This is a genomic window from Pseudomonas sp. SJZ074, from assembly GCF_007828215.1.
Lineage (GTDB): Bacteria > Pseudomonadota > Gammaproteobacteria > Pseudomonadales > Pseudomonadaceae > Aquipseudomonas.
In genome coordinates this window covers 410,321-429,933 of the sequence record NZ_VIUE01000001.1, presented here as the reverse complement: position 1 = coordinate 429,933, position 19,613 = coordinate 410,321, and the positions used below count along the sequence as shown (strand labels likewise).

At 62.7% G+C, this 19,613-nt stretch carries 18 protein-coding genes and 1 other RNA gene; 14 read left to right on the top strand and 5 right to left on the bottom strand.

What is annotated here, in order from left to right; genetic code table 11:
• Positions 1 to 389: 389 nt before the first annotated feature.
• The 5 genes from FBX99_RS28820 to FBX99_RS01905 all read right to left on the bottom strand — a co-directional run bounded on the left by FBX99_RS28820 (position 390) and on the right by FBX99_RS01905 (position 4,271).
• A complete protein-coding gene (locus FBX99_RS28820) occupies positions 390 to 554 on the bottom strand; it encodes a hypothetical protein (RefSeq protein WP_178111828.1) in 165 nt (54 codons plus the stop codon).
• A 263-nt stretch (positions 555 to 817) separates the two neighbouring features.
• Positions 818 to 1,396 (bottom strand): BON domain-containing protein, encoded by a 579-nt coding sequence (locus tag FBX99_RS01920; protein WP_024781263.1) that lies wholly within the window; start codon positions 1,394 to 1,396, stop codon positions 818 to 820.
• Positions 1,393 to 1,986, bottom strand: a complete 594-nt coding sequence (locus FBX99_RS01915; protein WP_024781264.1) for a phosphoheptose isomerase — start codon at positions 1,984 to 1,986, stop codon at positions 1,393 to 1,395. The genes FBX99_RS01920 and FBX99_RS01915 overlap by 4 nt, the downstream gene beginning before the upstream one ends.
• Positions 1,987 to 2,097: 111 nt before the next feature.
• Positions 2,098 to 2,460: a YraN family protein gene (locus tag FBX99_RS01910; protein ID WP_144927674.1), complete on the bottom strand. Its 363-nt coding sequence runs from the start codon at positions 2,458 to 2,460 to the stop codon at positions 2,098 to 2,100.
• Positions 2,460 to 4,271, bottom strand: coding sequence for a penicillin-binding protein activator (locus tag FBX99_RS01905; protein ID WP_144927677.1), 1,812 nt, complete (start codon positions 4,269 to 4,271; stop codon positions 2,460 to 2,462). Before FBX99_RS01905 ends, FBX99_RS01910 begins: the two co-directional genes overlap by 1 nt.
• 377 nt (positions 4,272 to 4,648) lie before the next feature.
• On the opposite strand from FBX99_RS01905, the gene rsmI reads away from it, so the two are divergent.
• The 14 genes from rsmI to FBX99_RS01835 all read left to right on the top strand — a co-directional run bounded on the left by rsmI (position 4,649) and on the right by FBX99_RS01835 (position 19,613).
• The gene (rsmI, locus tag FBX99_RS01900) at positions 4,649 to 5,503 is read left to right on the top strand and encodes a 16S rRNA (cytidine(1402)-2'-O)-methyltransferase (protein ID WP_178111827.1); all 855 of its coding nucleotides are present in this window, start codon (positions 4,649 to 4,651) and stop codon (positions 5,501 to 5,503) included.
• A gap of 74 nt (positions 5,504 to 5,577) precedes the next feature.
• Positions 5,578 to 5,931: RNase P RNA component class A (rnpB, locus tag FBX99_RS01895), an RNA gene on the top strand.
• Positions 5,932 to 6,238: 307 nt separating this feature from the next.
• The gene (mraZ, locus tag FBX99_RS01890; RefSeq protein WP_003205355.1) at positions 6,239 to 6,694 is read left to right on the top strand and encodes a division/cell wall cluster transcriptional repressor MraZ; all 456 of its coding nucleotides are present in this window, start codon (positions 6,239 to 6,241) and stop codon (positions 6,692 to 6,694) included.
• Positions 6,691 to 7,638 (top strand): 16S rRNA (cytosine(1402)-N(4))-methyltransferase RsmH, encoded by a 948-nt coding sequence (rsmH, locus tag FBX99_RS01885; protein ID WP_371921415.1) that lies wholly within the window; start codon positions 6,691 to 6,693, stop codon positions 7,636 to 7,638. Before mraZ ends, rsmH begins: the two co-directional genes overlap by 4 nt.
• Complete coding sequence (gene ftsL, locus FBX99_RS01880) at positions 7,635 to 7,928, top strand: cell division protein FtsL (RefSeq protein WP_041020575.1); 294 nt, start codon at positions 7,635 to 7,637, stop codon at positions 7,926 to 7,928. The genes rsmH and ftsL overlap by 4 nt, the downstream gene beginning before the upstream one ends.
• Positions 7,928 to 9,667 carry a penicillin-binding protein 2 gene (locus FBX99_RS01875; protein ID WP_177329221.1) on the top strand — a complete coding sequence of 580 codons (1,740 nt, stop codon included), beginning with the start codon at positions 7,928 to 7,930 and terminating at the stop codon, positions 9,665 to 9,667. Before ftsL ends, FBX99_RS01875 begins: the two co-directional genes overlap by 1 nt.
• Positions 9,667 to 11,130 carry a UDP-N-acetylmuramoyl-L-alanyl-D-glutamate--2,6-diaminopimelate ligase gene (locus tag FBX99_RS01870; RefSeq protein ID WP_144927684.1) on the top strand — a complete coding sequence of 488 codons (1,464 nt, stop codon included), beginning with the start codon at positions 9,667 to 9,669 and terminating at the stop codon, positions 11,128 to 11,130. The genes FBX99_RS01875 and FBX99_RS01870 overlap by 1 nt, the downstream gene beginning before the upstream one ends.
• Positions 11,123 to 12,490: a UDP-N-acetylmuramoyl-tripeptide--D-alanyl-D-alanine ligase gene (murF, locus tag FBX99_RS01865; protein ID WP_144927687.1), complete on the top strand. Its 1,368-nt coding sequence runs from the start codon at positions 11,123 to 11,125 to the stop codon at positions 12,488 to 12,490. Before FBX99_RS01870 ends, murF begins: the two co-directional genes overlap by 8 nt.
• Complete coding sequence (gene mraY, locus FBX99_RS01860; RefSeq protein WP_041020571.1) at positions 12,490 to 13,572, top strand: phospho-N-acetylmuramoyl-pentapeptide-transferase; 1,083 nt, start codon at positions 12,490 to 12,492, stop codon at positions 13,570 to 13,572. The genes murF and mraY overlap by 1 nt, the downstream gene beginning before the upstream one ends.
• A gap of 5 nt (positions 13,573 to 13,577) precedes the next feature.
• Positions 13,578 to 14,924: a UDP-N-acetylmuramoyl-L-alanine--D-glutamate ligase gene (gene murD, locus FBX99_RS01855; protein ID WP_047701351.1), complete on the top strand. Its 1,347-nt coding sequence runs from the start codon at positions 13,578 to 13,580 to the stop codon at positions 14,922 to 14,924.
• Positions 14,921 to 16,138 (top strand): putative lipid II flippase FtsW, encoded by a 1,218-nt coding sequence (ftsW, locus tag FBX99_RS01850; RefSeq protein WP_144927689.1) that lies wholly within the window; start codon positions 14,921 to 14,923, stop codon positions 16,136 to 16,138. Before murD ends, ftsW begins: the two co-directional genes overlap by 4 nt.
• Positions 16,128 to 17,198, top strand: a complete 1,071-nt coding sequence (gene murG, locus FBX99_RS01845; protein ID WP_145130472.1) for an undecaprenyldiphospho-muramoylpentapeptide beta-N-acetylglucosaminyltransferase — start codon at positions 16,128 to 16,130, stop codon at positions 17,196 to 17,198. The genes ftsW and murG overlap by 11 nt, the downstream gene beginning before the upstream one ends.
• Entirely contained in the window at positions 17,191 to 18,651 is a 1,461-nt protein-coding gene (gene murC / locus FBX99_RS01840; RefSeq protein WP_144927696.1) for a UDP-N-acetylmuramate--L-alanine ligase, read from the top strand. The genes murG and murC overlap by 8 nt, the downstream gene beginning before the upstream one ends.
• A complete protein-coding gene (locus tag FBX99_RS01835; protein WP_144927699.1) occupies positions 18,648 to 19,613 on the top strand; it encodes a D-alanine--D-alanine ligase in 966 nt (321 codons plus the stop codon). Before murC ends, FBX99_RS01835 begins: the two co-directional genes overlap by 4 nt.

Sequence of the window (19,613 nt, the reverse complement as noted above, 5' to 3'; positions counted from 1 at the left end):
GGGAGCGAGCCTGCTCGCGATGGCGTCAGGTCAGCAGCATTGATATTGGCTGACACACTGCCATGGCGAGCAGGTTTTGCTCCCGCAGAGATTTTCAATAAACACAAAGCTTGTACCCACCTCAGATTCTTGTGGGAGCGAGCCTGCTCGCGATGGCGTCAGGTCAGCAGCATTGATATTGGCTGACACACTGCCATGGCGAGCAGGTTTTGCTCCCGCAGAGATTTTCAGTAAACACAAAGCTTGTACCCACCTCAGATCCTTGTGGGAGCGAGCCTGCTCGCGATGGCGTCAAGTCAGCAGCATCGATGTTGGCTGATACACCGCCATCGCGAGCAGGCTCGCTCCCACAGTTGGATTGAAGTACAGCCGCAGAGACAGACCGGCCGTCAGGCCGCCTCGCTTTCGCTCTGGCTTTTGCTTTTGCTTTTGCTTTTGATCTTGATCTTGATCTTGATCTTGATCTTAGACGCCCCGTTAACCATAAGGGCCGAACGCAGGCATTGCGTAGTGGGTATCCCGGCATGGATGCCGGGATAGCCGCGCTGGGCCATGGATGGCCCTTCGCGGCGGGCCCACGGAGCAATGCCGGAGTGAGGGAACACCTCGCCTTGGCGAGGTGCCCAGTGGTGGGGCGAGGCGCTTTTGGTTACTTTTGGCGCCTTATCAAAAGTGACCCGCCGTAAGGGCGGAACCGCCAGTAGCCGTTACCGCAGAAACGGATATACACACTAACCACCCCCCAAAAAAACGGCGCTTCCCCGTCTGAAGAAGCACCGTTTTCTAGCAAGCGCAGCATCGAGAGCCGCAACAACCCTCAGTCAATATACTCAAACAACTTCACGATCTTCTGCACCCCAGACACCCCCTGCACCAGATTGGTCGCCTGAGCAGCCTCCTTCTTGGTTAGCAGCCCCAGCAGGTAAACGATGCCATTCTCAGTCACAACCTTGATACGCGAACCAGGAATGCTCGCATCGGTCAGCATCTGCGTCTTGATTTTGGTGGTCAGCCAGGCATCGTTCTGCCGCGCCAGCAGCGAGGACGGTTGCAGGACCTGCAATTCGTTATGTACGGTCTTGACCCGTTGTACGGCACTGGCCTCTTGCTCGGCCTTGGCCTTGAGGTCTTCCCGTGGGGTCTGGCCCGCCAGCAGCACGACACCGTTGAAGCTGGTGACGACGATGTGCGAGTTATTGTCCAGGTCCGGGTCGGCCTTGGCGATGTTCACCCCGACTTTGGTTTCGATCAGGGAGTCGTCGATCTTGCTGCCGAAGGTGCGGGTGCCGCGGTCGTCTTCGATCGGCTTTTCCCGGCTGGCATTAACCACCGATGTGCAGCCGCTGATGCCGAGGCACAGGGTCAGGGCCAGAAGGCCCAGGCGATTAGGGGTCATTCTTCACTCCCGAATATTTGGCTGTCGATCAAGTCGCAAAGACAATGGATCGCCAGCAGGTGGACTTCCTGGATGCGTGCGGTGACTTTGGCCGGTACGCGGATCTCGACATCTTCAGGCAACAGCAGTGAAGCCATGCCGCCGCCGTCACGCCCGGTCAATGCTACGACAATCATTTCGCGATCATGTGCGGCCTGGATCGCCTGAATAATATTGGCCGAGTTGCCGCTGGTGGAAATCGCCAGCAGCACATCGCCGGGCTGGCCCAGGGCGCGGATCTGTTTGGAGAAGACTTCGTTGTAGCTGTAGTCGTTGGCGATCGAGGTGATCGTCGAGCTGTCGGTGGTCAGGGCGATGGCCGGCAGGCTAGGACGCTCGCGCTCGAAGCGGTTGAGCAGCTCGGAAGAGAAGTGCTGGGCGTCGCCGGCGGAACCACCATTGCCGCAGGAAAGCATTTTGCCTTCGTTGAGCAGGGCGTTGACCATCACTTGGCTGGCTTGCTCGATGTAGGGTGCAAGTACGTCCATCGCCTGTTGCTTGGTGTCGATACTGGCCTGAAAAAGCTGGCGAATTCGCGATTGCATGTCCATCTGTGTGACCTTAAGTAGCGCGACTTATCGGCACAAACGTGTGCGGCGCGCAAAGCAAAGAGCAAAAGTTGAGTGAAGGTGTCCGGCTCGGTTTGTCATGGGCGTAGACGTTCAGCTGTCGAAGGCGTTCTGCAGCCAATTCAACTGATCGGCGTTGCTGTCGATGGCAACCACGTCGAAACGGCAGGGGTGATCAGCCCAGCGGGATTCGCTCTGCAGGAAATACTGCGCGGCGAAAACCAGTTTCTGGCGCTTGCGCTGGTCGATGCTATCGAGCGCGCCACCCCATTGGGTATTTTTTCTGTAGCGGACTTCGACGAATACTACTGTATCGCCGTCAAGCATGACCAGATCAAGCTCGCCGCGTTTACACAGCCAGTTCTGCGCCACCAGGCGCAGGCCCTGCTGCTGGAGATGCGCGAGGGCCAGGCCCTCGGCATTCCGGCCGCTTTGCTGGCGTGATCGCTCGGGCATCAGCGCTGGGTGTCCGGCAGGCGCTGCACCTGGCCGTTGACGAATTCGGCCCAGGGCAATTGACGTTGAACCCGTTGGGACTGGGACACCGCCAGGCTGCCCGACAGACCTTCGATGCGGCTGTCCGGCAGTGTCTTGAGCTGGCCCAGGCGCGGTGCCAGGCGATAGGCATCGGCACCCATCGCATACAGCCGGCCCAGACTGCCGGCAGCCTGTGGCCACTGGGCAGTGACCTGCTTGCGCAGTGGGTCGTTGGCATCGAGCAACCACGGGGTTTCGCAGAAGCGGATACCGTTCATGTCGTTGTACTGGTTCTGGTCGCCGCTGGCGCTGAACACCTGGGACGTCGCATAGACCGGCACATCCCCGGCATACTGGAAGTTCAGAGTCGGTTTGATCTGCTGGGCCTGCTGTGGAGTCGACGCCAGGAAGATGAATTCGATGTCCTGGCGACGGGAAGGCTGGGCCGCGACCGTGGTGCCCACAGTGTTCTGCAGGCTCTTGGCGCGACCTTCGCTCTGGCGCAGCTGGAACATGTCGGCGATCTGCTGGGCCAGTTGCACCGGCTGGTCGACGCGCTCGATGGCCAGGATGCTGCCACCGGAGGCTTGCCAGTCCTGGCTGAAGGCTTTCAGCACGCGATCGCCCCATTCGCCCTTCGGTACCATGACCGCTGCGCGATGCAGGCCGTCGGCACGGGCACGGCGGGCCACTTCGCGGGCTTCATCCTCAGGCGCCAGGCCGAACTGGAACAGTTGGGGTGGACCTTGCTCGCCTTCGCTGTAGTTCAATGCCAGGGTAGTGATCGGCAACTGCGCTCGCGTGCTGATCTGCTTGACCAGTGGTTTTTCCAGGGGGCCAACCACCAGCTGCACGCCGTCAGCCTGGGCCTTGCGATAGAAGTCGTCCATGGAAGTCAGGGTCGAGCTGTCATAGAACTGGATGCTCGGTGGGTTCTGCCCGGCCTGCTGGGCCTGATAATGCGATGCCATGAAGCCTTCACGCAGGGCTTTGGCGACTGCGGCCAGTTGCCCATTTTGGGGCAGCAGCAGGGCGATCTTGCTCAGGGGCTGGCTTGCCAGTTCCTTTAGCTTGACCAGGGGTGTCGGTAGTTGAAGGGCGGCCGGGTGCTTCGGATTCTGTTCGCGCCAATGGTCGATGGCCGCCTGTTGCTGTTCCAGGGTGCCGGCGGTTTTCACGGCGCGGGCCAGGCTCAGCCAGCCGCCGAGGTCATCGGTGGTGGTCGGTTGCAGTTGATCGGTGGGCAGCGAGGCAATCAGCGACCAGATCGCTTCATGGTTCTTGGCGGCTGCTTCGTTCTCGAGCAGGGGCGCAATGAAGATGCGCTCCTTCGCGGCGGCCAGGGTCTGGCCATCGGCTTCAAGGGCGCGGGCGTGGACCGTCCCGGTGCGGACCTGCTGTTCCACCGGCATTTCGCCCAGATGTTGCAGGCTCGGGTGGCTCAGGGCGGTCAGTGCTGCCTTGGGCTGGTTGCGTGTCATTGCCAGTTCCGCCGCCAGGGTGCTGGCGAAAATCTGCTGGCCAGGCTTGAGCTGCTCCAGTGGCACCTGCTGCAGGATTTGTGCGGACTGGCCGGCATTGCCCTTGCGGTAGGCCAGGTCTGCCGCGCTCAGGCGTAGCAGGGCGGCCTTTTCCGGGGTCTTGCTTTGGGCGGCCTGTTCGAGCAGTTGCTCGATACTGGCATCCGGGGTCCGGGGAAGTTCGCCAAGGCTGGACGAGGGCGAGCTGACGCAGGCCGCCAGAAGGGCAGCGAGGCAAAGGGCGGAGAGCAGCCGCAGACAAGCGATCATGTAAATGTCCTGATACGAGATCAAATTAGCGTCGAATTGTACCCAAGCGCTGGCCGGGGCGCGATGTCAGTGGCGTGAATCGATCGATTTAGCTATTTCAAATGTTGCGGTGCGGCACAAAAGCGCTGTTACTCAGGTGGTGACACTAACCTGTGGCGAGGGGATTTATCCCCGCTGGGCTGCGCAGCAGCCCCAAACAGGCTGGACCCCTTCATCCTGACACACCAAGGTGGCAGCTCTTGGGGCTGCTACACAGCCCAGCGGGGATAAATCCCCTCGCCACGTCAAGCGCCGTGAACAGTCGCGGCGCCCACTACGCGCTACAATGGCGGTTTTTACCGATTTGTGAGGTGCGCGTTTTGACTGCTCCAGGTGCTATGAATTCCGCTGCGGGCTCGCTTTATGTGGTGGCGACGCCCATCGGCAACCTGGACGACATCAGTGCCCGGGCGCTGAAAGTCCTGCGGGAGGTCGCCCTGATTGCGGCTGAAGACACGCGGCATTCCCAGCGGCTGCTGCAGCATTTCGGTATTTCCACGCCGCTGGCCGCCTGCCACGAACATAATGAACGGGACGAGGGCAGTCGTTTCATCACGCGCCTGCTGGCGGGAGATAACGTCGCGCTGATCTCCGATGCGGGCACGCCACTGATTTCCGACCCTGGCTACCATCTGGTGCGCCAGGCCCGCGCCGCGGGCATCAACGTGGTACCGGTGCCGGGGGCCTGTGCCTTGATCGCGGCGCTGTCGGCGGCCGGCTTACCATCGGACCGCTTCATCTTCGAAGGCTTTCTGCCGGCCAAGGCCGTGGGGCGTCGGGCGCGCCTGGAGTCTATAAAGGAAGAGCCACGCACGCTGATTTTCTACGAAGCGCCGCACCGTATCCTCGAGTGCCTGCAAGACATGGAGCTGGTGTTCGGTCCCGAGCGTCCTGCGCTCCTGGCACGGGAGCTGACCAAGACCTTCGAAACCCTCAAGGGGCTGCCACTGGCGCAGTTGCGGGCCTTCGTCGAAAGCGACAGCAACCAGCAGCGTGGTGAATGTGTCGTACTGGTGGCGGGTTGGACCACGCCGGACAGTGAAGAGGTCGTCAGTAGCGAAGCGATGCGTATCCTGGATCTACTGCTCGAGGAAATGCCGCTCAAGCGTGCGGCCGCCTTGGCTGCGCAAATCACTGGTGAGCGCAAGAACGTGCTGTATCAGATCGCGCTGGACCGGCAGAAGACCCGGTAAAACCGGACAGGCAACATGGCCAAAGGCTTTTAGCGCTTGTTCTTCGGGCGCTCTGCCGTTAACCTTCGCGGCGGAGAGTCGATCGGACAGTCGCTGCCCTCTATGAAAATTAGAGGGGGGAGGAAAGTCCGGGCTCCATAGGGCGAAGTGCCAGGTAATGCCTGGGAGGCGTGAGCCTACGGAAAGTGCCACAGAAAATAACCGCCTAAGCGTTTCGGCGCCGGTAAGGGTGAAAAGGTGCGGTAAGAGCGCACCGCACGGCTGGCAACAGTTCGTGGCTAGGTAAACCCCACTTGGAGCAAGACCAAATAGGGTCCCAAGGCGTGGCCCGCGCTGGGACCGGGTAGGTTGCTAAAGATGTCCAGTGATGGCCATCGTAGACGAATGACTGTTCAAGACAGAACCCGGCTTACAGATCGACTCTCCACCTTTTCCCTTCCTGCCGAAATCACTGGCAGACGCATTTCCTAAGACCAAAAAAATCTTACTCTTAATAAATCACTTTAACTTGTGCGCGCAGCTTCCTGTGGTTGCTCGGGTTGAGGTGAAAAATCCTACGTCAGATTCTTGTTGACCCTCCTGAAACGCTCCTAAATCTCCGATCTATAAGGCTTTTCCTTCAATCCGCGCCTTGACGGTGCGGTGGGCGCATTCCTATAGTGTGTGCGAGTGGAGGAAAGTGGCATGAAGTGGGTTTTTTGGACGTAAAACGCTAGATTTTGGAGAAACGCTGACGTGTTTCGCGGAGCCAACGCTATCAGTCTCGATGCAAAGGGCCGTCTCGCCATGCCGAGCCGGTACCGTGACGAGCTCGTTTCGCGTAGTTCCGGTCAGCTGATCGTCACGATCGACGCAGTTGACCCCTGTCTTTGCGTCTACCCATTGGACGAATGGGAAATCATCGAAACCAAACTGCGCGCGCTGCCTTCGCTGCGTGAAGAAAACCGCCGGCTGCAACGCTTGCTGATCGGTAATGCCGTCGACCTGGAGCTCGATGGCAGTGGTCGTTTCCTGGTCCCACCGCGCCTTCGTGAATACGCCAAGCTGGACAAGCGCGCGATGCTGGTGGGCCAACTGAACAAGTTCCAACTGTGGGACGAAGATGCCTGGAATGCGGTTTCCGCCGCCGACCTCGCTGCTATTCAACAACCGGGCGCCATGCCCGATGAACTGCGTGATCTGATCCTGTGACTATAAATAGCGGCTTCAACCACATCACCGTACTGCTTGACGAGGCCGTCGAGGCCCTCGCCGTACGTCCTGATGGCTGCTATCTGGACGGTACGTTCGGGCGTGGTGGGCACAGCCGGCTGATTCTCAGCCAGCTCGGTCCGGATGGCCGGCTGCTGGGGTTCGACAAGGATCCTCAAGCGATTGCCACCGGGCAAGCGCTGGCGGCCGAAGACGGCCGCTTTGTCATTGTGCAGCGCAGCTTTGCGGAGCTGGGGTCGGAGGTCGCCGAGCGTGGCCTGGCCGGCAAGGTCGGCGGGATCCTGCTCGACCTGGGCGTTTCTTCGCCGCAACTGGACGATCCCGAGCGCGGCTTCAGTTTCCTCAATGATGGCCCGCTGGACATGCGCATGGATCCGTCTCGCGGAATCAGCGCCGCCGAATTCGTCAACACCGCTCCGGTGGAAGAGATCGCCCGGGTCTTCAAGGAGTACGGCGAAGAGCGTTTCTCCGGACGCATGGCGCGCGCCGTTGTGGAGCGCCGGGAGATCAAGCCATTCGAGCGCACCGGCGACCTGGCCGAAGTGCTGAAAGTCGCCAACCCGGCGTGGGAGAAGGGCAAGAACCCGGCAACCCGTGCTTTCCAGGGGTTGCGCATCCACGTCAATAACGAACTGGGCGACCTCGAGGCCGGCCTCGATGCCGCGCTGGAAGCGCTGGAGATCGGCGGTCGCCTGGTGGTGATCAGCTTCCACTCCCTGGAAGACCGCATCGTCAAGCTGTTCATGCGCAAGCTCACCAAGGGCGAGGCCGACAACCTGCCGCGCAACCTGCCGGTGCGTTTCGAGGCCTTCGTGCCGAAAATCAAAATTCATGGCAAGGCGCAGTTCGCCTCCGAGGCGGAACTCAAGGCCAACCCTCGGGCCCGTAGCGCCGTCATGCGTGTTGCGGAGAAGTTGCGGTGAGCAAGCTCTTCGCCAAGCCCCTGCCGGGCGGCAGCTTTTTCATGCTGCTCCTGTTTATTGGCGTGCTCGTATCGGCCATCGGCGTGTCCTATAGCGCGCACTGGAATCGGCAACTGCTCAACACGCTTTACAACGAACTGAGCGTGCGCGACAAGGCCCAGGCCGAGTGGGGCCGGTTGATCCTGGAGCAAAGCACCTGGACGGCCCATAGCCGCATCGAAGTATTGGCCACCGAGCAGCTGAAGATGCGCATCCCGAATGCTGCCGAAGTACAGATGGTGGCGCCATGATGAAGCTCGAAGGGGCGCTGTTCCCATGGCGGTTCCGTCTGGTCCTGGGGTTGCTCGGGATCATGGTGGCTGCTATCTCCTGGCGCATCATCGACCTGCAAGTGGTCGACCGTGACTTCCTCAAGGGGCAAGGCGATGCCCGTAGCGTGCGTCATATCCCGATCCCGGCTCACCGAGGCCTGATCACCGACCGCAATGGCGAACCCCTGGCCGTGAGTACCCCGGTGACCACCTTGTGGGCAAACGCCAAGGAAATGCAGCTGGCCAAGGAAAAATGGCCGGCCCTGGCTGCTGCGCTCGGGCAGGATCCCAAGGCGCTGGCCGAACGCCTGGAAGCCCAGGCCAACAAGGAATTCATCTACCTGGTGCGAGGGTTGACGCCCGAGCAGGGCCAGAGCGTGCTCGACCTGAAGGTGCCGGGCGTCTATGGCATCGAAGAGTTCCGGCGTTTTTACCCGGCCGGTGAAGTGACGGCGCACATGGTCGGCTTTACCGATATCGATGACCGGGGACGCGAAGGCGTGGAGCTGGCTTATGACGAATGGCTCGCCGGGGTCGCCGGCAAGCGCCAGGTCATCAAGGATCGGCGCGGCAGGCTGATCAAGGATGTCCAGGTCACCAAGAACGCCAAGGCCGGCAAGCCCTTGGCGTTGTCCATTGATCTGCGCCTGCAATACCTGGCCAACCGCGAACTGCGCAATGCCATCGTCGAGAACGGGGCCAAGGCCGGCAGCCTGGTGATCATGGACGTGAAGACCGGCGAGATCCTGGCCATGGTCAATCAGCCCACCTACAACCCGAACAACCGTCGCAACCTGCAGCCAGCGATGATGCGCAACCGCGCGATGATTGACGTGTTCGAGCCGGGTTCGACCATGAAAGCCGTTTCCATGGCCGCCGCGCTGGAAACCGGACGCTGGAAGCCTAGCGACACCGTCGAGGTGTATCCGGGGACCTTGCAGATCGGCAAGTACACCATTCGTGACGTGTCCAAGACCGAAGGTCCAGTGCTCGACCTGACCGGCATCCTGATCAACTCCAGTAACGTCGGCATGAGCAAGATCGCCTTCGACATCGGCGGCGAGACCATCTATCGCCTGGCGCAGAAGATCGGCCTCGGCCAGGACACCGGCCTGGGCTTCCCTGGCGAACGTGTCGGCAACCTGCCGAACTACCGCGAGTGGCGCAAGGCCGAGACGGCAACCCTGTCCTACGGCTACGGCGTGTCCGTGACGGCGATCCAACTGGTCCACGCGTTCTCGGCGTTGGCCAACAACGGCCGCATCGCGCCGCTGACCCTGATCAAGACCGACAAACCGCCGCAGACCACCCAGGTGATCCCGGAGAATGTCGCCAAGACCATGCAAGGCATGTTGCAGCAGGTGATCGAGGCGCCGCGCGGCGTCTTCCGCGCCCAGGTACCGGCCTATCATGTCGCCGGCAAATCGGGTACGGCCCGCAAGACCTCCGTGGGCACCAAGGGCTATGCCGAGAACTCCTACCGTTCGCTGTTCGCTGGCTTCGGGCCGATGAGCGACCCGCGTTACGCCATCGTGGTGGTCATCGACGAGCCGAGCAAGGCGGGCTACTTCGGCGGCCTGGTGTCGGCGCCGGTATTCAGCAAGGTCATGTCCGGCACCCTGCGCCTGATGAACGTCACCCCGGATAACCTGCCGCCCACCCAGCAGGCGAGTACTGCGCCGGTCGTCCCTTTGAAAGCCGATGGAGGGCGTGGCTGATGTCCCTGAGCCTGAACAAGATTTTTGCCCACGCCGGTCACGATCTGCTGATTCGCGAACTGGCCCTGGACAGCCGCAACGTCCGCGCCGGGGACCTGTTCCTGGCGGTGCCGGGCGGGCGGTACGACGGCCGTGCCCACATCGCCGATGCCTTGCAGCGCGGTGCGGCTGCCGTGGCGTATGAGGTAGAAGGCGCGACTGTGCTGCCGATCACCGACGTGCCGCTGATTCCGGTCAAGGGCCTCGCGGCGCAGCTATCGGACATCGCCGGGCGCTTTTATGGCGAGCCGAGCCGGCACCTGAACCTGATTGGCGTGACCGGCACCAACGGCAAGACCAGCGTCACCCAATTGGTGGCCCAGGCGCTGGACCTGCTGGGGCAGCACTGCGGCATTGTCGGGACGCTGGGTAACGGTTTCCATGGCGCCCTGGTGAGTGGCCTGCACACCACGCCGAACCCGATTGCCGTGCAGGCGACCCTGGCCGACCTGAAAAAGGCCGGCGCCAAGGCTGTTGCGATGGAAGTCTCTTCCCATGGCCTGGACCAGGGACGTGTCACCGCCCTGGCATTCGACATTGCCGTATTGACCAATCTGTCCCGGGATCACCTGGACTATCACGGCACCATGCAGGCCTATGGCGAAGCCAAGGCCAAGCTGTTTGCCTGGAACAATCTGAAGTGCCGGGTCATCAACCTCGACGACGCGTTCGGCCGGCAATTGGCGGCCAATCAGGGCGAGTCCCGGTTGATCACCTACAGCCTGGAAGATGCCGGCGCCCACCTGTATGTACGCCAGGCGCAGTTCGACGACGAGGGCGTGCGAGCCACGCTGGTCACGCCACAGGGCGAACACCATCTGCGCAGCACCTTGCTGGGCCGTTTCAACCTGAGCAACGTATTGGCCGCCATTGGCGCCTTGCTGGGGTTGGACTATGCCTTGGATGAAATCCTCAAGGTCCTGCCGAAGCTCGAAGGCCCGGCCGGTCGCATGCAGCGCCTGGGTGGCGGTACTCAACCGTTGGTCGTGGTCGATTATGCCCACACCCCCGACGCCTTGGAGAAAGTCCTGGTGGCTCTGCGGCCTCACGCCAAAGGCAAGTTGCTCTGCCTGTTCGGCTGCGGCGGCGACCGTGATCGCGGCAAGCGCCCGCTGATGGCCGAAGTGGTGGAGCGGTTGGCCGATGGCGTACTCGTCACCGATGACAACCCTCGCAGCGAAGACCCGATGCAGATTTTCGACGACATCCGTGCCGGGTTCTCGGCGGTGGACAAAGTGACCTTCGTAGCCGGCCGCGGCCAGGCGATTGCCCAGTTGATCGCCAGTGCTTCGGCGGACGATGTGGTCGTCCTGGCTGGCAAGGGGCACGAGGACTACCAGGAAATCAACGGCGTGCGCCATGGCTTCTCCGATCTGGTCGAGGCCGATCACGCCTTGACCGCCTGGGAGGTGGCCCATGCTTAAGGCCTTGAAGCTCAGCGAACTGACCGGCGCCCTGAATGCGCGCCTCATCGCGGCGGATGCCCGTTTCGACGGCGTCAGCATCGACAGCCGGGCCATTGCCCCGGGACAGCTGTTCGTCGCCTTGGCCGGCCCGCGTTTTGACGGTCACGATTACCTGAATGAAGTGGCGACCAAAGGGGCGGTCGCGGCATTGGTCGAGCGCGAAGTAGCCAATAGCGCGTTGCCACAACTGCTGGTCGGTGACACCCGTCAGGCCTTGGGCCAGCTCGGCGCACTGAACCGTGCGGCATTCGGCAATCCGGTCGCGGCCATTACCGGTTCCAGCGGCAAGACCACGGTCAAGGAAATGCTCGCCAGCATCCTGCGTACCCGTGGTCCGGTGCTGGCCACCCGGGGCAACCTGAACAACGACCTCGGCGTACCCTTGACCCTGCTCGAACTGGCGCCGGAGCACTGCGCCGCCGTCATCGAGCTGGGGGCCTCGCGGCTCGGCGAGATTGCCTACACCGTGGGCATGACCAAGCCCCACGTCGCCGTGCTCAACAACGCCGGGACCGCCCATGTCGGCGAGTTCGGTGGCCCGGAGAAAATCGTCGAAGCCAAGGGCGAGATCATCGAGGGGCTGGAGGCCGATGGCGTTGCCGTGCTGAATCTCGACGACAAGGCGTTCGAAATCTGGAAGACGCGAGCAGGGGAGCGCAAGGTGCTGACGTTTGCCCTGAGCAACCTCGCCGCGAATTTCTACGCCAGCGACCTGGACCGCGATGCCCGCGGTTGCCCGGCCTTCAACCTGCACAGCCCCGACGGCGCCGAGCGGGTCCAGTTGAACCTGCTGGGCACCCATAACGTTGCCAACGCCCTGGCAGCGGCTGCTGCCGCCCACGCCCTGGGCGTGTCGCTGCCGGGCATCGTCGCAGGCTTGAACGCCGTGCAACCGGTCAAGGGACGCACCGTGGCGCAACTGGCCATTAACGGTATGCGGGTGATCGACGACACCTACAACGCCAACCCGACGTCCATGTGCGCGGCGGTGGATATCCTCGCCGGTTTCTCCGGCCGCACCGTGCTGGTGCTGGGAGACATCGGCGAATTGGGCGAATGGGCGCAACAGGGGCACCACGACGTCGGTGCCTATGCCCGTGGCAAGGTCGATGCGCTGTATGCCGTCGGCCCGATGATGGCCCATGCCGTCGCCGCGTTCGGCGAGCACGCACAGCATTTCACCACTCAGGCGGACCTGATCCAGGCCCTGGGTGCCGAGCAAGACCCGAACACCACCTTATTGATCAAGGGCTCTCGTAGCGCAGCGATGGAAAACATCGTCGCGGCGCTGTGCGGCACCCGTACGGAGAAACATTGATGCTGCTGCTGCTAGCGGAGTACCTGCAACAGTTCTACAAAGGCTTCGCGGTCTTCCAATACCTGACCCTGCGCGGGATCCTGGGTGTGTTGACCGCGCTGTCGTTGTCGCTGTTCCTGGGCCCGTGGATGATCCGCACCCTGCAGAACCTGCAAATCGGCCAGTCGGTGCGTAACGATGGGCCGCAGTCGCACCTGTCCAAATCCGGCACCCCGACCATGGGTGGCGCGTTGATCCTGTCATCCATCGGCGTCAGCACCTTGCTCTGGGCCGACCTGGCCAACCGCTATGTCTGGACCGTGCTGCTGGTGACCCTGTTGTTCGGCGCCATCGGCTGGGTGGACGACTACCGCAAGGTCATCGAGAAAAACTCCCGTGGGCTACCAAGCCGCTGGAAATACTTCTGGCAGTCGGTGTTCGGCCTGGGCGCGGCGATCTTCCTTTATATGACCGCCGCCTCGCCGGTGGAAACCACCCTGATCCTGCCGATGCTCAAGGACTACAGCATTCCGTTGGGCGCGGGCTTCGTGGTGCTGACCTACCTGGTGATCGTCGGTTCGAGCAACGCGGTCAACCTCACCGATGGCCTCGACGGCCTGGCGATCATGCCAACGGTCATGGTCGGCGGCGCGCTGGGGATCTTCTGTTACCTGTCGGGCAACGTGAAGTTCGCTGAATACCTGCTGATCCCCTATGTGCCAGGGGCGGGCGAACTGATCGTGTTCTGCGGCGCGTTGATCGGCGCTGGCCTGGGCTTCCTCTGGTTCAACACCTACCCGGCGCAGGTCTTCATGGGCGACGTCGGCGCGCTGGCGCTGGGCGCGGCCCTGGGCACCATCGCGGTGATCGTTCGCCAGGAAATCGTCCTGTTCATCATGGGCGGCGTGTTCGTGATGGAGACCCTGTCAGTGGTCATTCAGGTTGCGTCCTTTAAATTGACCGGCCGCCGCGTATTCCGCATGGCGCCGATCCACCACCATTTTGAACTCAAGGGCTGGCCCGAGCCGCGTGTGATCGTCCGCTTCTGGATCATCACCGTGATTCTGGTGCTGATAGGCCTTGCCACCCTGAAGCTGAGGTAGAACGAGTGTCCCTGATCGCTTCTGACCACTTCCGCATTGTTGTCGGTCTCGGCAAGAGCGGCATGTCCCTGGTTCGCTTCCTGGCGAGCCGGGGCGTGTCGTTTGCCGTGGCCGATACGCGGGAGAATCCCCCTGAGCTGGCCACGCTACGGCGTGACTATCCGCAGGTGGACGTGCGTTGTGGCGAGCTGGACGTCGAGTTCCTGTGCCGCGCCGACGAGCTCTACGTGAGCCCCGGCCTGGCCCTGGCGACGCCGGCCCTGCAGGCCGCTGCTGCCCGTGGCGTGAAATTGTCCGGTGATATCGAGCTGTTCGCGCGTAACGCCAAGGCGCCGATCATCGCCATCAGCGGTTCCAACGCGAAAAGCACCGTTACCACCCTGGTGGGTGAAATGGCCGCGGCCGCCGGCAAGCGGGTCGCCGTCGGCGGCAACCTCGGCACCCCGGCGCTGGACCTGCTCAGCGACGACGTCGAGTTATACGTGATGGAGCTGTCGAGCTTCCAGCTCGAGACCACCGATCATCTCGGTGCCGAAGTGGCGACCGTGCTCAACATCAGCGAAGACCACATGGACCGCTACAGCGGCCTGCCGGCTTACCACCTGGCCAAGCACCGGATTTTCCGCGGTGCCCGGCAAGTGGTGTTCAACCGCCAGGACGCACTGACCCGTCCCTTGCTGGGCGAGGGCATGCCATGCTGGTCCTTCGGCCTGGGCGTGCCGGACTTCAAGGGCTTTGGATTGCGTGAAGAGAATGGCGAGAAATACCTGGCCTTCGAATTCCAGAACCTGATGCCGGTGCGCGAGCTGAAGATCCGGGGGGCGCACAACCAGGCCAACGCGTTGGCGGCCCTGGCCCTGGGGCATGCAGTCGGCCTGCCGTTCGACGCCATGCTGTCGGCGCTGCGTACCTTCGCCGGCCTCGAACACCGCTGCCAGTGGGTGCGCGACCTGGATGGCGTGGCCTGGTACAACGATTCCAAGGCCACCAATGTGGGGGCGGCGCTGGCCGCCATCGAAGGCCTGGGCGCAGACATCGAAGGCAAGCTCGTGCTGATCGCCGGTGGCGACGGCAAGGGTGCCGATTTCAAGGACTTGCGCGATCCGGTGGCGGCCAACTGCCGTGCCGTGGTGCTGATGGGGCGCGACCGTGAATTGATCGCCGAGGCCATCGGCGACGGCGTACCGCTGGTTCGCGTCGCTTCGCTGGACGAAGCCGTGCAGCAATGCCGTGCCCTCGCTCAACCGGGCGATGCTGTCCTGCTGTCGCCGGCCTGCGCCAGTTTTGACATGTTCAAGAACTACGAAGAGCGCGGGCAGTTGTTCGCCCGGGCTGCGGAGGACTTGGCATGAGCCTGAGAAATGTCATCAAGCCCTATCCGTCGCCGCTGATCACCGGGCGTGGCATCGACCTCGATTTTCCGATGCTCGCCGGTTGCCTGGCGTTGCTGGGCCTGGGCCTGGTGATGATCACTTCCGCGTCGTCGGAAGTGGCGGCCGTGCAGTCCGGCAACACCCTGTACCACATGATCCGCCACTTGGTTTACCTGGTGATCGGCCTGGGTGCCTGCGTCGTCACCATGATGGTGCCGATCGCCACCTGGCAACGCCTGGGCTGGATGATGCTGCTCGGTGCCTTTGGCCTGCTGGTGATGGTGCTGGTGCCGGGTATTGGCCGCGAGGTCAACGGCTCGATGCGCTGGATCGGTTTCAGTTTCTTCAACGTACAGCCTTCGGAGATCGCCAAGGTCTTTGTGGTGCTTTTCCTCGCCGGTTATCTGGTGCGTCGCCAGAAAGAAGTGCGCGAGAGCTGGATGGGCTTCTTCAAGCCATTCATCGTATTGCTGCCCATGGCCGGCCTGCTGCTGATGGAACCCGACTTCGGCGCCACGGTGGTGATGATGGGCGCGGCGGCGGCGATGCTGTTCCTGGGCGGGGTCGGGCTGTTCCGCTTCATCCTGATGGTGGCGCTGGCGGTGGCTGCCGTGACAGTGCTGGTGCAGGCGCAACCCTATCGGATGGCGCGTCTGATCACCTTTACCGACCCGTGGGCCGACCAGTTCGGTTCCGGTTATCAATTGACCCAGGCGCTGATCGCCTTCGGGCGCGGCGAATGGCTGGGCGTGGGCCTGGGCAACAGTGTGCAGAAACAGTTCTATCTGCCGGAAGCCCACACCGACTTCGTGTTTTCGGTGCTGGCCGAAGAACTCGGCGTGGTGGGGTCGCTGTGCACCGTGGCTCTGTTCGTGTTCGTCTGCGTGCGTGGCATGTACATCGGCTTGTGGGCCGAGAAGGCCAAGCAGTTCTTCGCTGCCTATGTGGCCTATGGGCTGTCGTTTCTGTGGATTGGTCAGTTTCTGATCAACATCGGTGTGAACGTCGGCCTGCTGCCGACCAAGGGCCTGACGCTGCCGTTCCTCAGCTATGGCGGCAGTTCCCTGGTGATCTGCTGTGCCTGTCTCGGCCTGTTGTTGCGCATCGAATGGGAGAGCCGGACCCACCTGGGTAGCGAAGAGATGGAATTCCAGGAGAGCGACTTCGCCGAGGAGCCGTCTCATGGGCGCTAACGTGCTGATCATGGCGGGCGGTACCGGCGGGCACGTGTTCCCGGCGCTGGCCTGTGCCCGGGAGTTCCAGGCGCGGGGCTACACCGTGCACTGGCTGGGTACGCCGCGGGGGATCGAGAACGAACTGGTACCCGGCTCCGGCCTCGAACTGCACCGGATCGACGCCAGTGGCCTGCGGGGCAAGGGCAGGTTGTCGTTGCTCAAGGCGCCGCTGATGCTGCTCAAGTCGATCTGGCAGGCGCGAGCGATCATTCGTCGGTTGCGCCCGGTCTGCGTGGTCGGGTTCGGTGGTTATGTGACCGGTCCTGGCGGCGTTGCGGCAAAACTGGCCGGCGTGCCGGTGATCGTCCACGAGCAGAACGCCGTGGCCGGTACCGCCAATCGGTTACTGGTGCCGTTGGCCGCCCGGGTCTGTGAAGCCTTTCCCGACACCTTTACCCTGTCGGGCAGCCGCCGCACCACCGGTAATCCGGTGCGTACCGAGCTGTTTCTCGATAACCCGCGCCCGGCCCTGGCCGGACGCAAGGCGCGTTTGCTGGTCCTGGGCGGAAGCCTGGGGGCGGAGCCGTTGAACAAATTGCTGCCCGAAGCCTTGTCGCAGGTCGCTTCCGAACTGCGGCCCGAAGTCTTTCACCAGGCCGGCAAGCACCACGATGAAGTGACCGCCGAGCGCTACCGCGTCGCCGGCGTCGAGGCGCAAGTGCAGCCTTTCATCAAAGACATGGCCCAAGCCTATGGCTGGGCCGACCTGGTGATCTGTCGCGCAGGTGCGTTGACCATCAGTGAACTGGCTGCCGCCGGTCTGCCCTCGATGCTGGTGCCCTTGCCCCACGCCATCGACGACCACCAGACCCGCAATGCCGATTATTTGGCCCGCGAAGGCGCTGCCTTCCTGCTGCCGCAAAGAACGACCGGCGCCGCGGATCTTGCCGCCCGCCTGACAGAGGTCTTGATGCAACCGCAACGACTTGAAGACATGGCCCGCGCCGCCCGCCGCCTGGCCAAACCCGATGCCACGGCCCAAGTGGTCGATACCTGCCTGGAGGTGGCCCATGGTTGAGAATCGCAAAGCCATGCCGCAACCGGAAATGCGCCGTATCCGCCGCATCCACTTCGTCGGTATCGGCGGCGTGGGCATGTGTGGGATTGCCGAGGTATTGCTGAACCTGGGTTACCAGGTCTCGGGTTCCGACCTCAAAGCTTCCCCGGTCACCGAGCGCCTGGAGTCCTTCGGTGCGCAGATCTTTATCGGCCACCGTGCCGAGAATGCCGCCGATGCTGACGTGCTGGTGGTTTCCAGTGCCGTGAACACCTCCAACCCGGAAGTTGCCACCGCCCTGGAACGCCGCATTCCAGTGGTGCCACGGGCTGAGATGCTGGCCGAGCTGATGCGCTATCGCCATGGCATCGCTGTGGCCGGTACCCACGGCAAAACCACCACCACCAGCCTGATTGCCTCGGTGTTCGCCGCCGGCGGCCTGGACCCGACCTTCGTGATCGGCGGTCGTCTGAATGCCGCGGGCACCAATGCCCAGCTCGGCACCAGCCGCTACCTGATCGCCGAAGCCGACGAGAGCGATGCGAGCTTCCTGCACCTGCAGCCACTGGTGGCCGTGGTCACCAACATCGACGCCGACCACATGGCGACCTACGGTGGCGACTTCAACAAGTTGAAGAAGACCTTCGTCGAGTTCCTCCACAACCTGCCGTTCTACGGTTTGGCGGTGGTGTGCATGGATGACCCGGTGGTGCGTGAAATCCTGCCGCTGATCAAGCGTCCGACCGTGACCTACGGTTTCGGCGAAGAAGCCGACGTGCGCGCCATCAACGTGCGCCAACAGGGCATGCAGACATTCTTCACCGTGTTGCGCCCTGATCGCGAACCGCTGGACGTGTCGGTGAACATGCCGGGCAACCACAACGTGCTCAACGCCTTGGCCACTATCTGCATCGCCACCGACGAAGGCGTCAGCGACGAAGCCATCGTCCAGGGGCTGTCCGGCTTCCAGGGCGTGGGGCGACGCTTCCAGGTCTATGGCGAGCTGCCGGTGGACGGCGGCAACGTGATGCTGGTGGACGATTACGGCCACCACCCGACCGAAGTCGCGGCGGTGATCAAGGCCGTGCGCGGTGGCTGGCCGGAGCGCCGCCTGGTGATGGTCTACCAGCCGCACCGCTACAGCCGCACCCGCGACCTGTACGACGACTTTGTCCAGGTGCTGACCGACGCCAACGTGCTGCTGTTGATGGAAGTCTATCCGGCCGGCGAAGAGCCGATCCCGGGCGCCGACAGCCGTCAGCTGTGCCACAGCATCCGCCAGCGCGGTCAACTGGACCCGATCTACATCGAACGCGGCGTGGACCTCGCGCCGTTGGTCAAGCCGCTGCTGCGCGCCGGCGACATCCTGTTGTGCCAAGGAGCCGGTGATATCGGCGGCCTGGCGCCGAAACTGTTGAAAAGTCCGTTATTCGCCGGTGCCACTGTGGCTTCCAGCGAGGGGAAACTGAAATGACTGCTGCCTACGCCAACCTGGTTTCCACCCTTGACCCGAAAGCTTTCGGCCGTGTCGCCGTGCTGTTCGGCGGCAAGAGTGCCGAGCGCGAGGTGTCCCTCAAGTCCGGCAAGGCCGTGCTCGACGCCTTGCAAGGCGCCGGCGTCGATGCATTCGGCATCGACGTGGGCGATGACTTCCTGCAGCGCCTGCTGAGCGAAAAGATCGACCGTGCGTTCATCATTCTCCACGGTCGCGGTGGCGAAGACGGCAGCATGCAAGGCCTGCTCGAATGCCTGGGCATTCCCTACACCGGCAGCGGCATCCTGGCTTCGGCCCTGGCGATGGACAAGCTGCGCACCAAGCAGGTCTGGCACAGCCTCGGCATCCCGACGCCGCGTCATGCCGTGCTGGCGTCCGAGGCCGACTGTATTTCGGCGGCCACGGAACTGGGCTTCCCTTTGATCGTCAAACCGGCCCATGAAGGTTCAAGTATCGGCATGGCGAAAGTGAATTCGCTGCCTGAGTTGACCGCGGCATGGAAAGACGCCAGTTCCTACGATTCGCAAGTGTTGGTCGAGCAATGGATCACCGGTCCCGAGTTCACCATCGCCACCCTGCGTGACCAGGTGTTGCCGCCGATTGCGCTGGGCACCCCGCACACGTTCTACGACTACGACGCCAAGTACATCGCCAACGATACCCAGTACCGCATCCCCTGCGGGCTGGACAGTGCCAAGGAACAAGAATTGATGGACCTCACGGCCAAGGCCTGTGAGGCGCTGGGTATTGCCGGTTGGGGACGGGCGGACGTGATGCAGGACGCCGAGGGGCAGTTCTGGTTCCTGGAAGTCAACACCGCGCCCGGCATGACCGATCACAGCCTGGTACCGATGGCGGCCCGTGCCGCCGGCCTGGATTTCCAGCAGCTGGTGCTGTCGATCCTGGCCGCCAGTGTCGGCGCTCAAGAGCCAAGAGGTTAA

Bases quoted from the DNA above. Each gene is read 5' to 3' on its own strand.
- FBX99_RS28820 (WP_178111828.1), bottom strand. From the start codon at position 554: ATGGCCCAGCGCGGCTATCCCGGCATCCATGCCGGGATACCCACTACG.
- FBX99_RS01920 (WP_024781263.1), bottom strand. From the start codon at position 1,396: ATGACCCCTAATCGCCTGGGCCTTCTGGCCCTGACCCTGTGCCTCGGC.
- FBX99_RS01915 (WP_024781264.1), bottom strand. From the start codon at position 1,986: ATGGACATGCAATCGCGAATTCGCCAGCTTTTTCAGGCCAGTATCGAC.
- FBX99_RS01910 (WP_144927674.1), bottom strand. From the start codon at position 2,460: ATGCCCGAGCGATCACGCCAGCAAAGCGGCCGGAATGCCGAGGGCCTG.
- FBX99_RS01905 (WP_144927677.1), bottom strand. From the start codon at position 4,271: ATGATCGCTTGTCTGCGGCTGCTCTCCGCCCTTTGCCTCGCTGCCCTT.
- rsmI (WP_178111827.1), top strand. From the start codon at position 4,649: ATGAATTCCGCTGCGGGCTCGCTTTATGTGGTGGCGACGCCCATCGGC.
- FBX99_RS01875 (WP_177329221.1), top strand. From the start codon at position 7,928: ATGAAGCTCGAAGGGGCGCTGTTCCCATGGCGGTTCCGTCTGGTCCTG.
- FBX99_RS01870 (WP_144927684.1), top strand. From the start codon at position 9,667: ATGTCCCTGAGCCTGAACAAGATTTTTGCCCACGCCGGTCACGATCTG.
- murF (WP_144927687.1), top strand. From the start codon at position 11,123: ATGCTTAAGGCCTTGAAGCTCAGCGAACTGACCGGCGCCCTGAATGCG.
- mraY (WP_041020571.1), top strand. From the start codon at position 12,490: ATGCTGCTGCTGCTAGCGGAGTACCTGCAACAGTTCTACAAAGGCTTC.
- ftsW (WP_144927689.1), top strand. From the start codon at position 14,921: ATGAGCCTGAGAAATGTCATCAAGCCCTATCCGTCGCCGCTGATCACC.
- murG (WP_145130472.1), top strand. From the start codon at position 16,128: ATGGGCGCTAACGTGCTGATCATGGCGGGCGGTACCGGCGGGCACGTG.
- murC (WP_144927696.1), top strand. From the start codon at position 17,191: ATGGTTGAGAATCGCAAAGCCATGCCGCAACCGGAAATGCGCCGTATC.
- FBX99_RS01835 (WP_144927699.1), top strand. From the start codon at position 18,648: ATGACTGCTGCCTACGCCAACCTGGTTTCCACCCTTGACCCGAAAGCT.